The following is a 14976-nucleotide window of genomic DNA, read 5'->3' as shown; positions in this document are numbered from 1 at the left end:
TGCCGACCGCAGGCGCGCTTTAAGCTGAGCCCATCAATCAACTGGGTCTAGCCTCCATGAACTATCTGATTTCCCTGGCCATCGGCCTGTTTGTCGGCGTGATCTACGGCGCGCTGGATTTCCGCTCGCCCGCGCCGCCAGCCATTGCCCTGGTGGGCCTGATGGGCATATTGCTCGGCGAAAAGCTCTGGCCCATGGGGCGGCAGCTGCTCAGCGGTTGGTCGTCCTGATTCCTCTTCCCTTCGACGGATGCCCTCGATGAAAGCACTGCAATTTAGCGCCACTGGCGACCTCGCCAACCTGCATTTGGTCGATGTGGCCATGCCCGTGCCGGCTGCCGATGAAGTACTGGTTCAGGTAAAAGCCGCGGGCCTGAACCCCAGCGACGTAAAGAATGTACTCGGCCGTTTTCCCTACACCACGTTGCCACGCATTCCCGGGCGTGACTTTGCCGGCGTGGTGGTGGAAGGCCCGCAAGCGCTGCTCGGCCAGGAGGTCTGGGGCACCGGTCGTGACCTGGGCTTTTTTGCTGACGGCTCCCATGCCCAATACCTTCGGGTATCAGCCACAGGTGTGGCGCATAAACCCAGTCACCTGAGCTTTGCCCAAGCCGCCAGCCTGGGTGTGCCATATACCACCGCCTGGGATGCCCTGGAGCGCAGCGGTGTCGGTAAGGGCACGCGCTTGCTGGTGATTGGCGCCAATGGTGCCGTCGGTAGTGCGGCGTTGGCGCTGGCCAGGATTCGCGGCGCCCAGGTAGTGGCGGCGGTGCGCAAGGCTGATCAGGTCGAGGCATTCCGGGCGCAAGGGGTTGACGCGATTGGCCTGGGCAAGCCGGAAGCACTCGGTGCCCAGGTGCATGCGGTGTTCGAGGGCGGCGCTGAGGTGATCTTCGACACCACCGGTTTCTGGCTTCCCCCTGCGGTGGCGGGGTTGGCGCCGTTCGGGCGTATCGCGATTATTGCCGCACCGGTCGACGGTCACGTGCAACTGCCGGCCCTGGCGCTGTACCGCAAGGGTGGGGCGGTGGTGGGAGTCAATTCGTTGCTCTATAGCTGTGAGCAATGTGCGGTGATGCTGGAGGCGTTCGGGCGGTTCTTTGATGAAGGCTTGTTGCCGGCGCCGACCGGCTTGCGCGAAGTAGCGTTGGCAGACGCAGTTGAGTGCTATGAGCAAGTGAACAGCGGCAGCCCGGATAAAATAATCTTCCTGCCGTAAACCGTATCAAATGTGGGAGGGAGCAAGCTCCCTCTCACATTTAGATCTTTACTCGACCTCGGGCACGCCTTTTTCCCACGTCGACCAATCCTTCACAATCGCCTGGACCAATGGATTGCCCGTGCGATACAGGTTTTCCAGTGCCGGGACAAAGCCGCCCTGGTCCGCATACTTGAGCAGGTTGTCTACCTCGCTGTAACCCGGGTAAGGCCGGTCAAAGTCGGAGCCCGCGCGTACTACGGCCAGGCGCTGGATATCCACCAAGCCTTCGCGGCTGGCACGCAGCAGCGCTTCATAGGTGGAGTTGTCTTCCTGTTGGGTGGTGCAGTACTCGCCTTTATTGTCGGTGAGCAATTTGGTCCAGACTTCGGCGCGTTCGCTCAAGCGTGTGCCGGAAAACCAGGTGTTGCCCGCCAGGGTGTCGCAGCGCGTGACTTGTGGTGGCTGGTTGGCCGGGGCGGCAGGATAGTGTTTGCGCCAGGCGGCCGATTCCTTGCTTTCCGTCAGCTCCACCTGGTGCGACAAGGCAAAGGCTTTGGCTTGCAGCTTGGGGTTGAGCTCGAACACTTCGGTCTTGTAGTCCAGTGGTGGTTTTTCGTTGGGGCCCTTGGTGTTGATACCGATATAACCGGTCGGCCAATCCTTGGGCGCATCCCGGGAATCAAGCTCCCACTGGGTGCCAAATTCCACCAGGTAATGAGCCCAGGCTGCAGTGCCGATGGTGCCGTGCTTGGGGCTGATGCCGGCGATCCCGGCGATCAGGAAGTAACTCTGGCGCAGGTCGAACTTGGGTGACAGGGCCAGGGCCAGGGTCGACGCGGCAGCATTGGTCTGGCCCATGCCGGTCACCAGCAGGCACACGTCCTGGGTATTGCAGCGAATCACCGGATAGTCGGCAGACAAGCCCGGCACGCGCACTTCTTGCTTGAGCTCCAGGCGGTCGATCCAGGTTTGCGCCTCGGGGGCGAACATCGCGATCAACATCACCTTGGGCTTGATCGGCTCCGGGTTGTCCGCCAGCACCACGTGGGGCAGCAGGGCCAGGCCGACGGCCAGCGAGACACGGGTAAGTGCTTTCATCTATAGCTCCTTGATCAGAATTGGTAGCCCACGCCGGCGTAGTAACCCCAGCCGTCGGAGCGAGCGCGGAAGTTGCCTTCGCCAAAATTCAACTCGCTGCCGTCCTCCCAGTTACCGCCGTTATGAAAGTAACGTCCCACCAAGGTAAAACGCAGGTGAGTGAATGAGTACAGCAGCACGTTGGTGGCCACCAGGGAATTGGCGGTGCGCGCTGGGTTGTCCTTGTGCAGGTCGGAACCGAAATCGTAGTTGGTAAAACCGATATAAGTGAGTGAAGCACCATTGTCGAACTTGCTGATGGGCACGATGTACTTCATTTGCGCACGGTAGCCGTCCCAGGAGTATTCATTGCTGGCGCCGTAGTTTTCCCACTGGTAGCGCCCATAGAAGTTGGCCGACAGGTTGACCCGCGAGTGGGTCTCGATATCGGTGCCCAGACCGCTGTACAGGGTGTTGGCGCGGTTTTCCTTATTGCTGCCATGGTCGTAGATCCAGTCAAAGGCCACATACCATTCCTTGAACGGGCCAATCGCCAGGCTACGGCCCGCGAGGTAGTCGATGGAGATCCGCGGTTCATGCTCCATGAACACCGGCGAGCCATGGTCCCACACGCCTTTGTCATTGCTGTTACCGATGGTGAGGATCTTCGGTACGTCGATATAGCCGTACAACTCAAAGGGCCCTTTGCGCCCGAAGTATTCGTATTCCAGGTAGACGTCGTCCTGGGGCTTGGGGCCGAAGCTGATGTCTTTGCTGCCGATCAGGGTCAGGTCCTGATTGAACCATTCCGAGAGATAAGCACCTTTTTTCGCCGGCGGGTTGGCCTCAGGGCTGAGGGCTTCGCCCTGTGCTGAGTCATCGACGGGCTTTTCCTGCGCCAAAATGGGTGCACTGAGTACTCCCGTAACGGCGGCCAGTAGCAAGGAAACACCGAAGCAAACGCGGGGCCTTGAGGTGGGGTGCATTGAAAATCCTTATTCGTACGCGGTTGGAGCCCGATTTGGCGGGTAGGGTGAACTTGGTGCGCAAGTTCGTTCCGCAAACGTTTGCACAGGCTGTACCAACTTTCCTCAATGGCTTGAACTGTTTGGAAAAAAAGCGAATTAGCCGACGGTTTGGTCAGAAAACCAGCAGGCTCAGACCTTGGCGATTGGATTGAATAGATGCAGTGCGGTCTGCCGCCGGTATTCGCTCGGCGTCTGGTGCATTTCGATGCGAAAGTGGCGGTTGAAATTGGACAGGTTGGCGTAGCCCACCTCAAAGCAGATATCCGCCACTGACATCTGGCTTTGCAACAACAACCGGCAGGCGCGCTGCACGCGGAACTTGCGCATCAGGTCGATAAAGCCGTGGCCGGTATTGCGCTTGAAAAAGCGTGAGAAGCCCGGTTCGCTCATCTCCAGTTGCCGGGCAATGTCCGACAGGCGCACATCCCCCGTCAGTTCGCGCATCAGATAATCGAAGGCTTGGTTGATGCGTTCGGCACTGCGCGCATCCAGGGTCGGCGCATAGCATGGGCTGGCCAGGGCCTTGGCCTGTGAGGGCGGGGCATGTTTGAGGATATCGAGCAGTTGCAGGAACAGGATCAGGCGTTGCAGGCCATGGGCGCTGCCGATGGCTTCCATCAGCCTGGCGGCGTTAACCGCCGCCTCACCGGTGAATTCGACGCCACGTCGGGCCTGTTCAAACAGCGGCTGTAAATCACCAAGTTCCGGCAGGGCCTTGCGCAGGGCAAGGAGGGCGGCGCCGTCGAATTGCAGCACCACATCGCGGCCACTCAGGTATTCGCCGGGGGCCAGGTCGCCGATCCAGTCGTGGGGCAGGTCAGGGCCGATCAGCGCGACGTGCCCGGCGCTGAAGGCACCGATATAGTCACCCGCCACCAGCTTGCCGCTGCCTTGGCGGATAAGGTGGATTTCAAATTCGGGGTGATGGTTCCAGCGCGCCAGCTCATAGGGATAGTCATGTTCGAACCAGCGAAAGCAATGCTGCGGTTCGGGCAGGATCACTTCGAGTTCGGCAGGGCGGTGCTCAAACAGTTGGACGCGACTGACGGGCATGCTGATGCCTCTTGTAGGTATGCAATGGCCTTAAAAATACGCGCACTGGCAATCAGCGCGCTACTCCCGGTTTCACTAGGCACTGATACTTTTTTGATCCTGGGCCCGAGGTTAAAAAAGTATCAGTCGCTGATTCGCCAGGCGTTTGTGAGGGCCAGACCAAGCTGCTGTAATCGGGGCTCGACAACAAAAACAACAGGTGGAAACCGCCATGCTCAAGCTACCGCAAGCACTGTTCCTGCTGACCGGCCTGGCCCTGGCCATACCCAGCCATGCCGCTGAAACCGTCACCATCGCCACGGTCAACAACAGCGACATGATCCGTATGCAACGTCTATCCAAGGTATTCGAAACGCAGCACCCGGATATCCAGCTCAAGTGGGTGGTGCTGGAAGAAAATGTGCTGCGCCAGCGCCTCACCACCGATATCGCCACCCAGGGCGGGCAGTTCGACGTGCTCACCATCGGCACCTACGAAACCCCGTTGTGGGGCGCCAAGCACTGGCTGGAGCCGCTGACCCAACTACCGGCCGACTATGACATCGAGGATATCTTCCCCTCGGTACGCCAGGGCCTGTCCGTCAACAATACCCTGTATGCCTTGCCGTTCTACGGCGAAAGCACCGTCACCTACTACCGCACCGACCTGTTCAAGCAAGCCGGCCTGAGCATGCCCTCACATCCGACCTGGACCGAACTGGGTGAATTCGCTGCCAAACTCACCGCCAAGGACAAAGACCAGTACGGCCTGTGCCTGCGTGGCAAGGCCGGTTGGGGCGAAAACATCGCATTGCTGAGCACCATGGCCAATGCGTTTGGCGCGCGCTGGTTCGACGAGCAGTGGAAGCCCGAGCTGACCAGCCCCGAATGGACCGCGGCCGCCAACTTCTACGTCAACACCCTTAAGCAATACGGTCCGCCGGGCGCTTCCAGCAACGGCTTTAACGAGACCCTGGCGCTGTTCAACAGCGGCAAGTGTGCGATCTGGGTGGACGCCAGCGTCGCCGGCTCCTTCACCACCGACACCAGCCAGAGCAAAGTCGCCGACCGCGTAGGCTTCGCCGCAGCCCCCACCGAAGTCACCGACAAGGGCTCGTCCTGGCTCTATGCCTGGTCCCTGGCGATCCCGGCCACCTCCAAGCACAAGGATGCCGCCAAGGCGTTTATCAGTTGGGCGACATCCAAGGCCTACATCCAGCTGGTCGCCGAGAAAGAAGGTGTCACCAACGTACCGCCAGGCACCCGCCAGTCCACCTACAGCGCGGCGTACCTGCAGGCTGCACCGTTTGCCCAGGTGACCCTGGAGATGATGAAGCACGCCGACCCCGCACACCCGTCGGTCAAACCCGTGCCGTACGTGGGCATCCAGTACGTGACCATCCCCGAGTTCCAGGCCATCGGTACCTCCGTTGGCAAGCTGTTCTCGGCGGCGCTCACCGGAGGTATGTCGGTTGAGCAGGCATTGCAGCAGGCGCAGGCCAGCACCGAACGCGAGATGAAACGCGCCGGCTACCCGAAATAACTTTGACAGGACATCCCGATGAAACGACTCGAAGGTAAAAGCGCGCTGATCACCGGATCGGCGCGGGGCATTGGCCGTGCGTTTGCCCAGGCCTACATCGCCGAAGGCGCCACGGTTGCCATTGCCGATATCAACCTGCAACGGGCCCGGGCTACAGCAGCCGAACTTGGGCCTCAAGCCTATGCGGTGGCGATGGACGTCACCGACCAGGCATCCATCGACACTGCCATCGCCACGGTGGTGGCCCATGCCGGCAAGCTGGATATCCTGATCAACAATGCAGCACTGTTCGACCTGGCGCCCATCGTCGACATCACCCGCGACAGCTTTGAGCGGCTGTTCTCGATCAACGTTGCCGGCACCCTGTTCACCTTGCAGGCCGCCGCCCGGCAGATGATCCGCCAGGGGCATGGCGGCAAGATCATCAACATGGCCAGCCAGGCGGGGCGGCGTGGCGAGCCGTTGGTGGCGATCTATTGCGCGACCAAGGCAGCGGTGATCAGCCTGACGCAATCGGCGGGGCTGAACCTGATCAAGCAGGGCATCAACGTCAATGCCATCGCCCCGGGCGTGGTGGACGGCGAGCACTGGGATGGGGTGGATGCGCTGTTCGCCAGGCATGAAGGGCTGGCGCCTGGCGAGAAGAAAAAGCGGGTAGGGGATGAGGTGCCGTTTGGGCGGATGGGGACTGCTGAAGACCTGACCGGCATGGCGATCTTCCTGGCATCGAAGGAAGCCGACTATGTGGTGGCCCAGACCTACAACGTCGATGGCGGTAACTGGATGAACTAAAGCCCCGCGGATTTACCCATCGCTGTTCTTGCAAGAACGTCAGTCAGCAAAGCTTCGATCAAAGAAGTAAACCGCCCCAGGCTTCAAGTTTTCCACCGTCGCCTGGGGGCGGCCGCCTTCGCCGTTCTTCTTGCGCCCCGTCTCGCGCAGATACCCCGCCTCCACGAGTTTCAACAGACGCTGGCGAATACTGGTCTTCAATACCGGCCGCGCCAGCACCAGGGAGAAAATCGTAGTCGCTTCCGGCGCGCTGAATTCATGGCCCAGGAACATCAGCGGCAAGCTGCTGTACAGCGACTTCGACAACAGCCGCTCATGCACGGCTGCCACTATGCTGTTGTGATCGAATGGCAGCTTGATACTGCCATCGGCCACCGCATTCAATGAAAACCAGCCCTGGTTCTCGCCCAGCTCCATTTCATCCGCCACGATTGCCAGGTAGTAAGTCGACGACGACCAGCAGCGCGGGTCGCGAAACGCGTCGCCCACCGTGCCCACCTGTTCGCTCCAGGCCAGGTCCAGGCCGACCTTGTCACTGGCGCGCAAGCGTTCCACCGCATCCTTGAGGCTCAGGTCTTGCACGTCGCCGTTCACCACCACACCCGGCAGTGCCCAATGCCCGGCGAACGGCTCGGCTTCGCGTTTATTCAGCAGCAGCTTCAATTCTGCAGCGGCACGGCAGTAGCACAGTACGCAGAGATCGACGGTGTGCAGGTAGGCGCTAAGTGGCATGACAGGTCCTTATCAACAGTGGCCGGCATAGTCTAACGGATCGAACAGATATGTCATGAACTGACCTGCGCCTAAATAAACAAATGTTTCTTGCCATGAAAGTACATGACGTGTACTTTTGTTTCCAGGCCACCGGAGAATCGCCATGACCCTTGCTAAAACCGCTGTCGCTTCATTCGACGTCGACGCCCAGAAAAGCTTCACGCCGCTGTGCCCCAATGAGTTGCCGGTGGCCGGTGGCGACCGCATCGGTGCCGAGCTCAACTACATGGCCAGCCTCGCCGGCCATCGCATCGGCAGCAAGGACGCCCACACGCCCCACGCGCCCTGGGTGGTAGCGCAGCACAGCGAGATGCTGCAACCCACCGGCCTGGCCCACGCCGATGTCACCTGGGTCAGCCACTGCGTGCCGGGCACCGAGGGCTTCACCTTGCTCGACGAGTTGCCCAGCCCCTATGACTACGACTACTTCATCTGGAAAGGCGTCGAACCCGACCTGCACCCCTACGGCGCCTGTTTCCACGACCTGCACGACAAGCTGTCCACCGGGGTGATCGAGTACCTCAAGGCCCAGGGCGTCGCCCGCGTGATCGTCGGCGGGCTGGCCCTGGACTACTGCGTCAAGACCACCGCACTGCAACTGCTCAAGGCTGGCCTGCAAGTCGTCTTGCACCTGCCGGCCTGCCGCAGCATCAGTGAGGAGGGCGGTGTACAGGCCGTGAATGAGTTGCTCAAGGCCGGTGCTGTCATCAGCAGTACCCGCGAAGAACTGGCCGCGATGGCCGCGCGTTAAGGAGACCCACCATGGAAAGTGCATACGACAAGCAATCCCCAGTGATCCAGGGCCTGCTCGATACCGACTACTACACCTTCACCATGATGCAGGCGGTGTTGCACCAGCACCCCAATGTCGATGTGGAATACAACTTCATCGTGCGCTCCAGGGAAAAACTCGGGCACCTGATCCCGCAGCTGCGCGACGAGCTGGAAAAACTCGCCGGCCTGCACATGCGCGAAGGTGAGCTGCGCTTTTTGTTCAACCCGCGTTTTCGCGAATACCTCACCCCGGACTACGAGCGCTTCCTCGGCCTGTTCCGCTTCAACCTGCGCTATATCCACGTCAGTGAGGTCGACGGCCAGCTCAACATCCGCGTAATCGGCCCAATGCTGCACTGCATCATGTTCGAACAACCGGTCCTGGCCCTGGTCAGCGAATTGCGCAACCGTGACAAATACCCCGACGTCACTCTGGAGGACGTCACCCGCAAGCTCTACCAGAAATTCGACTGGCTGGAAAAAAACCTCAGCCGCGATGAATTGGCCGACCTGCGCGTGTCTGACTTCTCTACCCGCCGGCGCTTGTCGTTCAAGGCCCAGCGCGAAGTCGTAGACATCATGCGTCGCGACTTTCCCGGCCAGTTTGTCGGCACCAGCAACGCGCACCTGGCCTACGAGTTCGACCTGCCGCTGATCGGTACCATGGCCCACCAATGGCTGATGGTACACCAGCAGCTGGGGCGCCTGCGTGAAAGCCAGAATGCCGCGCTGGAAAACTGGGTGCGCGAGTACCGTGGCCGCCTGGGCATTGCCCTGACCGACTGCATCAGCACGGATTTTTTCCTCAAGGACTTCGACCTGTACTTCGCCAAGCTCTACGACGGCCTGCGCCAGGATTCCGGTGACCCCATCGCCTGGGCCGACAAGGTGCTGGCCAGATACAAGGAACTTGGCATCGACCCCATGACCAAAGACCTTATGTTCTCCGATGGCTTGAACTTCGAAAAATGCCTGCCGATCCTGCGCCACATCCGTGGCAAGGCCAGGTTCGGCTTTGGCATGGGCACCAGCCTGGCGTGTGATGTGCAAGGTGTGGAGCCGCTGAGCATCGTGATGAAACTGGTGCGGGTCCACGGCGAACCGGTGGTGAAGTTCTCCGATGACCCGGTCAAGAACGTTTGCGAAGACGCCTCGTTTTTGCAGTACGCGGCGCAGGTATTCAATGTCGGCAATGTGGAGGTGTGACATGCAGGACCGTATCGCACAGGAACTGAATATCAATCGGCAGTTGGTGAAGGGGGGCGAAGCCAAGGAAATCCAACGTCGCGTCGACTTCATCAAGCGCACCTTGCGCAGTTCGGGCTGCAAAGCCCTGGTGCTGGGCATCAGTGGCGGTGTCGACTCGCTGGTCGCCGGCCGCCTGTGCCAGCTGGCGGTCGAGCAGCTGCGCTCGCAGGATTACGCCGCGCGGTTTATCGCCATGCGCCTGCCGTACAAGAGCCAGGCTGACGAGCACGATGCTACCGCGTCCCTGGACTTTATACGCCCGGACCAGATCGATACCCTAAACATCGCCGCCAGTGTCGATGGCTTGATGAGCAGCCTGCCTGCCGGCGAGGTCGATGCCGAACGCGTGGACTTCATCAAAGGCAACGTCAAGGCGCGCACGCGAATGATTGCGCAATATGCCGTCGCCAATCTGCAAAACGGCCTGGTGGTCGGTACCGACCAAGGCGCTGAAGCGCTGATGGGCTTCTTCACCAAATTTGGCGACGGCGCCTGCGACCTGGCACCGCTCTCCGGCCTGACCAAAACCCAGGTACGCCTGCTCGGCACCGCACTGGGCGCCCCCGACAACCTGGTCAAAAAAGCCCCGACCGCCGACCTCGAAGAACTGGCGCCGGGCAAGCTGGACGAAGTCGCCTACGGCTGTACCTATGACGACATCGACGCGTATCTGATGGGCGAGCCTGTGAGTGAGCACGTAAGAACGATTGTAGAGAGCGCCTACAGCAAGACCGCGCACAAGCGCGCGCTGCCCATCGTGCCCCTTTAGGCAAAGATGTCTACGCAGCCTGGATCTGCAGGAGGGGGCTTGCCCTGAAGCCGGTCAGTCAAGAGGTAGCGCTTGCAAAAGATTCTTGCAAGTCGGCCAATTCAGTCTAATATAACCCGGGTAAAACAAATAACACCCGGGTAATAATTCATGCCTACGCAAAACCTTTCCCTATGCACCGCTTTCGCAGGGCATCAACGCATCGCCGCCGGCACCTATGCCGATGTGGCCGAGGCCCTGTCCACTCAGGCGTTGCCCGCTGGTAGCTTCCTGGTCTTCGATGACACCACGGGCATGCAGGTCGATTATCCGTGGCCAGCAGGCTACGCGCCGCAGCCTCCGGCCCCGGTCGAAAGCGACGACGAGCCACCTGCCATGCCCTCGGTGGGCCGACCGAAATTAGGTGTGATCGCCCGCGAAGTCACCTTGCTGCCACGTCATTGGGAGTGGCTCGGCCAGCAGCGCGGCGGTGCGTCGGCTGCGCTGCGTCGGTTGGTGGATGAAGCGCGCACGGCCCACGCCAGTGTTGATCAACTGCGCCAGGCCAAGGAGGCCAGCTATCGCTTCATGAGCGCCATTGGCGGCAACCTGCCGGGCTTTGAAGACGCCTCGCGCGCGCTGTTTGCCCAGGACAGGGCCGGCTTCTCGCACAGCATCGCGCGCTGGCCGGTGGACGTGCAGACGTACCTGGGCTGGCTGTCGCGCAATGCCTTCCCAGCCTAATCACTCCGGGACTCGAACCAGCATGGAAGTTACCCAGCAACGGCCGTTGTGGCAGATCTACCTGATCTTTCTGGCACCCATGGTGCTGTCCAATTTTCTGCAGAGCTTTTCCGGCACCCTCAACGGCATCTATGTCGGGCAAATGCTCGGCACCCAGGCGCTGGCGGCGGTATCGGGCATGTTCCCCATCGTGTTTTTCTTTATCGCCCTGGTGATCGGCCTGGGGGCGGGCGCTTCGGTATTGATCGGCCAGGCGTGGGGCGCCCAGGAGACGGGACTGGTCAAAGTGATTACCGGCGCCACCCTCACGTTGGGCGCGCTGGTGGGCCTGATCGCTGCGGTACTGGGCAGCCTGTTTGCGCGTCCGGCCTTGCAGGCATTGGGTACGCCGCTGGATGTGCTCGACGATGCGGTGGGTTACGCCCAGATGATGATGTTGATCATGCCATTGTTGCTGGTCTTCATCCTCTATACCCAATTGCTGCGCGGGGTGAGCGACACGATTTCGCCGCTGCTGGCGTTGATGGTCTCGACCTTGGTGGGCTTGGTGCTGACCCCGGCGCTGATTCGTGGCTGGATCGGCCTGCCGCCCATGGGCATCCAGAGTGCGGTGTACGCAGGGTTGGTGGGTAATGCCTTGGCGATGCTGTTCCTGGTCCTGCGCCTGCGGCATAAAAACCATGTGATGGCGCCGGATCGTGAATTGCTCGCGGCCTTGCGCCTGGACCGCGTGATCCTCGGCAAGGTCCTGCGCATCGGCCTGCCGACGGGCTTGCAGATGGTGGTGTTGTCGTTGTCGGAATTGGTCATCCTGGCCCTGGTCAACGGCCACGGCTCCCAGGCCACGGCGGCCTATGGCGCGGTGACGCAGATCGTCAACTATGTGCAGTTCCCGGCGCTGTCGATCGCGATCACTGCGTCGATCCTCGGTGCCCAGGCGATTGGCGCCGGGCGCCTGGAGCGCATCGGGCCGATCCTGCGCACCGGGTTGGTGATCAACCTGTGCCTGACCGGTGCCCTGATCGTGCTCGGCTACGCTTTGTCGCACTGGCTGCTGGGGCTGTTCATCACCGACGACAGCGCGCGGGTCAGGGCCGAACACCTGCTGCACATCATGCTCTGGAGCATCCTGGTGTTCGGGTTCCAGGCGGTGATCGGCGGCATCATGCGCGCCAGTGGCGTGGTGCTGATGCCGGTGGCGATCTCGATATTTTGCGTGCTCTGCGTGGAACTGCCGATGGCTTACCTGTTCAACGCCCACTTCGGGCTGGAAGGGGTGTGGATGGCCTTCCCGGTGACCTACCTGGCGATGCTGGTGCTGCAGACTCTGTACTACCGGCTGGTGTGGCGGCATAAGCAGATCAAGCGCTTGGTTTGAGGCTCAGCCCGCGCAAGAGTAGCTCCAGGCTCTGCAAGGCTTCTTCCAGCCGCATGCCCGGGTGGTCATCCCGGGCAATCCACAACGCGGTATTGACCAGGCTGCCGTTGATCATCTGCGCCAGTGCTTGGCTGGGGGCCTTAGGAATCAACCCGGCCTGCATCAATGCCTCCAGCAATTGGCGCAATGATTCAACGCAATGTTGTTGGGGGCCGGTATTGCCCAGCACCGCCGGCGCATCCTGCAACACGATGCGCTGGATTTCAGGGTCCTGGGCCATGCGCAGATAGGCTCGGCAGCGTTCGCAAAAACCGCTCCAGGGTTCTGCGGCCTGCTCCGAGATGCGCTGCAAGCGCTCGTCCATCTCGCTGTCGAGCTGGGCGACTACGGCCGCCAGCAAGCCTTTTTTGTCACCAAAGTGATGGTACAACGCACCGCGTGTCAGCCCGGCTTGGGCGGTGAAGCCATCCATCGAAGTATTGGCATAGCCTTGGGTGGCGAAGGCTCGGCGCGCGCTGGCTATAAGGCGGGCGCGGGTGGCTTCGATCATTTCGGCACGGGCTCGGCTCATGGAAGTCTCTCGCTGGGTGATTGACATACGCTGCGTATGCAAAGCATGATCTGCCACATACGCACCGTATGTATTTTGCCCTGATCGCTTCAGATAGCAAGCCCGGGGCTTCAAGCAAGAGGTCAAGCAGGATGGCAAACCCTTACGCCGAATTATTCCAGGTCCCCGGTGCCCGAGCCTTTGTGCTCGCCGGCATGCTGGCGCGCATGCCGATATCGATGACCGGCATCGGCCTGATCACCATGTTGTCCCAGGTACATGGCGGCTATGGCCTGGCCGGTTCGGTGGCGGCGGTCTTTGCCCTGGCTACGGCGTTCTGCGCGCCGCAAGTTTCACGTTGGGTGGACCGCTACGGCCAGGGCAAGGTATTGCCGATTGCCGCTTTGATCGGCGGCGGGGCGTTGTTCATGGTGCTGCTGTGTACGCGCTTGCAGGCGCCGAATTGGACGCTGTTCCTGTTTGCCGCGCTGGCCGGTTGCATGCCGAACATGTCCGCCATGGTGCGGGCACGCTGGACCGAGCTGTACCGCGGCCAGCCCAGGCTGCAGACCGCATTTGCCCTGGAGTCGGTGCTCGATGAGGTGTGCTTCATCATTGGCCCGCCCATTTCCGTTGGCCTGAGCGTAGTGCTGTTTCCTGAAGCCGGCCCCTTGGTGGCGGCAGTATTGCTGGCCATAGGTGTGACCACCTTTGTATTGCAGCGGCAAACCGAGCCACCGGTCCACGCACACCACGATGCGCACGGTCGCTGGCTGATCGCTTCGCCCTCGGTGCTGATCCTGATGATCCTGCTTCTGGCCATGGGCGTGATCGTCGGCGTGGTGGATGTGGTCAGCGTGGCGTTCGCCCAGCATCAAGGCCAGCCGGCGGCGGCGAGTATCGTGCTGTCGGTGTACGCCATCGGTTCGTGCCTGGCCGGGCTGGCCTTTGGCGCCCTCAAACTCAAGGCACCGTTGCCCCGGCAGTTCCTGTACTGCGGCGTGGCCACGGCGCTGACCACCTTGCCCTTGTTGCTGGTGAGCAATATTCCGGGCCTGGCCGCCGCGATTTTTATCTCCGGCCTGTTCTTCGCGCCCACCTTGATCGTGTCCATGGCCATGGTCGAGCAGATCGTCCCGCCCAGCCGCCTCACCGAAGGCATGACCTGGCTGATCACCGGCCTGAGCATCGGCGTGGCCATCGGTGCCGCCAGCTCCGGTTGGATGATCGATCATTTTGGAGCCGCCAGCGGATTCTGGGTGGCGTTGGCGGCGGGGGCAGTGGTGTTGGGCTCGGCGGTGTTGGGTTACCGACGGTTGGGCTAGTCAGCCTATCGCCGGGCATGGCTCTGGATAGTGATGTTGTAGAAACTCGCTCAACGCTTGGCGCGTCAGATCATTCAACGTCACTTTCTTACGGGTTGCTGCCAGGGCTGCTGCCAAGTGCAGGTCATGCCCGACGCGCACGTTGAATGAACCTTTGCAAGGCTTCTCCGGCGTTTGCCCGAGGGCATGGCAGGTCGCGAGGTAATCGTCCACCGCTTCACGGAAGGCGGCTTCCAGTTCTGCGACGGTTTTACCTTCGTAGCTCACTAATGCCTTGATGAACAGGACCTTGCCAAACAGGCAGTTGTCTTCAAGGCTGGCTTCGATAGAGCCGATATAGCCATTGTGTTTCAGTTGGTTGTTCACTGAATCAGTTCTCCTGATTTCAATTGTTCGATATCTGGCGACGAATGTAGTGCTTCAGTTCGTTGCCGGGGTGAGGCCTGTGCAACGTGATCATTGCACTGGGGTCGCCGATGTCGAATTTGACCCGGCTTCCGGCCCCTTCAATCTGTGTGTATCCGAGCCGTCGTAACAGTGTGACGAGCTCGGGCCAGGTAAATGCCATGTGCTCATTGAGCAGTTTGGCGAGCAGCTTTTCATTTTTGGACACGGCGCTCCCTGCGTGTAACTAAATGTAGTTGCAAAAAGTGGTGTTCGTCAATGCTAGCTTGGCTTCGCGTGCCTTGCCTGGAATTGATGTAACCCTTGTTGACAGCTCGCTCGACGCCACCCATCCCCGCGCTAATTTTTCCCCTTCCGG

Annotated in this window: 16 protein-coding genes and 1 pseudogene; 10 read left to right on the top strand and 7 right to left on the bottom strand. The window is 60.8% G+C overall.

Annotation, left to right across the window (positions count from 1 at the left end; translation table 11 throughout):
* The first annotated feature begins 56 nt into the window (after positions 1–56).
* Both NMB39_RS17055 and NMB39_RS17050 read left to right on the top strand, forming a co-directional pair.
* Positions 57–230 carry a DUF1427 family protein gene (locus tag NMB39_RS17055; protein WP_082636635.1) on the top strand — a complete coding sequence of 58 codons (174 nt, stop codon included), beginning with the start codon at positions 57–59 and terminating at the stop codon, positions 228–230.
* Positions 231–258: 28 nt separating this feature from the next.
* The gene (locus tag NMB39_RS17050) at positions 259–1218 is read left to right on the top strand and encodes a quinone oxidoreductase family protein (protein WP_494340387.1); all 960 of its coding nucleotides are present in this window, start codon (positions 259–261) and stop codon (positions 1216–1218) included.
* Between the two features lie 48 nt (positions 1219–1266).
* On the opposite strand, the gene NMB39_RS17045 is transcribed toward NMB39_RS17050, so the two are convergent.
* The 3 genes from NMB39_RS17045 to NMB39_RS17035 form a co-directional block, all read right to left on the bottom strand.
* On the bottom strand, positions 1267–2298 hold the full coding sequence (locus tag NMB39_RS17045) for a purine-nucleoside phosphorylase (RefSeq protein ID WP_494340388.1): 1032 nt from the start codon (positions 2296–2298) through the stop codon (positions 1267–1269).
* Between the two features lie 14 nt (positions 2299–2312).
* On the bottom strand, positions 2313–3263 hold the full coding sequence (locus NMB39_RS17040; protein WP_057022629.1) for a nucleoside-specific channel-forming protein Tsx: 951 nt from the start codon (positions 3261–3263) through the stop codon (positions 2313–2315).
* A gap of 171 nt (positions 3264–3434) precedes the next feature.
* A complete protein-coding gene (locus NMB39_RS17035) occupies positions 3435–4358 on the bottom strand; it encodes an AraC family transcriptional regulator (protein ID WP_198721309.1) in 924 nt (307 codons plus the stop codon).
* Between the two features lie 211 nt (positions 4359–4569).
* Between NMB39_RS17035 and NMB39_RS17030 the strand changes: the two genes are divergently transcribed.
* The gene (locus NMB39_RS17030; RefSeq protein WP_057022627.1) at positions 4570–5880 is read left to right on the top strand and encodes an ABC transporter substrate-binding protein; all 1311 of its coding nucleotides are present in this window, start codon (positions 4570–4572) and stop codon (positions 5878–5880) included.
* Between the two features lie 18 nt (positions 5881–5898).
* Entirely contained in the window at positions 5899–6672 is a 774-nt protein-coding gene (locus NMB39_RS17025; protein ID WP_057022626.1) for an L-iditol 2-dehydrogenase, read from the top strand.
* A 39-nt stretch (positions 6673–6711) separates the two neighbouring features.
* Here NMB39_RS17025 and NMB39_RS17020 read toward each other — a convergent pair whose 3' ends face one another.
* Positions 6712–7404 (bottom strand): NUDIX hydrolase, encoded by a 693-nt coding sequence (locus NMB39_RS17020; RefSeq protein ID WP_198721308.1) that lies wholly within the window; start codon positions 7402–7404, stop codon positions 6712–6714.
* A 145-nt stretch (positions 7405–7549) separates the two neighbouring features.
* On the opposite strand from NMB39_RS17020, the gene NMB39_RS17015 reads away from it, so the two are divergent.
* From NMB39_RS17015 to NMB39_RS16995, 5 genes are all read left to right on the top strand, one after another.
* Positions 7550–8197, top strand: a complete 648-nt coding sequence (locus NMB39_RS17015) for a nicotinamidase (RefSeq protein ID WP_057022624.1) — start codon at positions 7550–7552, stop codon at positions 8195–8197.
* Between the two features lie 11 nt (positions 8198–8208).
* Complete coding sequence (gene pncB, locus NMB39_RS17010; RefSeq protein ID WP_043049528.1) at positions 8209–9426, top strand: nicotinate phosphoribosyltransferase; 1218 nt, start codon at positions 8209–8211, stop codon at positions 9424–9426.
* Position 9427: 1 nt separating this feature from the next.
* Positions 9428–10237: an NAD(+) synthase gene (nadE, locus tag NMB39_RS17005; RefSeq protein ID WP_306957722.1), complete on the top strand. Its 810-nt coding sequence runs from the start codon at positions 9428–9430 to the stop codon at positions 10235–10237.
* A gap of 150 nt (positions 10238–10387) precedes the next feature.
* Positions 10388–10960, top strand: coding sequence for a DUF2239 family protein (locus tag NMB39_RS17000; RefSeq protein WP_494340389.1), 573 nt, complete (start codon positions 10388–10390; stop codon positions 10958–10960).
* Positions 10961–10982: 22 nt separating this feature from the next.
* Complete coding sequence (locus tag NMB39_RS16995; RefSeq protein ID WP_057022622.1) at positions 10983–12338, top strand: MATE family efflux transporter; 1356 nt, start codon at positions 10983–10985, stop codon at positions 12336–12338.
* Here the strand turns inward: NMB39_RS16995 and NMB39_RS16990 are convergent.
* Positions 12322–12909, bottom strand: a complete 588-nt coding sequence (locus NMB39_RS16990; RefSeq protein WP_057022621.1) for a TetR/AcrR family transcriptional regulator — start codon at positions 12907–12909, stop codon at positions 12322–12324. The two genes, NMB39_RS16995 and NMB39_RS16990, sit on opposite strands and share 17 nt — an antisense overlap.
* A 131-nt stretch (positions 12910–13040) precedes the next feature.
* Here NMB39_RS16990 and NMB39_RS16985 point away from each other — a divergent pair, with 131 nt between their 5' ends.
* On the top strand, positions 13041–14213 hold the full coding sequence (locus tag NMB39_RS16985; RefSeq protein ID WP_494340390.1) for an MFS transporter: 1173 nt from the start codon (positions 13041–13043) through the stop codon (positions 14211–14213).
* On the opposite strand, the gene NMB39_RS16980 is transcribed toward NMB39_RS16985, so the two are convergent.
* Both NMB39_RS16980 and NMB39_RS16975 read right to left on the bottom strand, forming a co-directional pair.
* Entirely contained in the window at positions 14214–14579 is a 366-nt protein-coding gene (locus NMB39_RS16980) for a type II toxin-antitoxin system HicB family antitoxin (RefSeq protein WP_057022619.1), read from the bottom strand.
* Positions 14576–14826, bottom strand: a pseudogene (locus tag NMB39_RS16975) (type II toxin-antitoxin system HicA family toxin). The gene NMB39_RS16980 and the pseudogene NMB39_RS16975 overlap by 4 nt, the downstream one beginning before the upstream one ends.
* Between the last annotated feature and the right edge of the window lie 150 nt (positions 14827–14976).

It is taken from the genome of Pseudomonas sp. FBCC-B545 (assembly GCF_059134095.1).
This window is presented reverse-complemented; position numbering and strand designations above follow the sequence as displayed.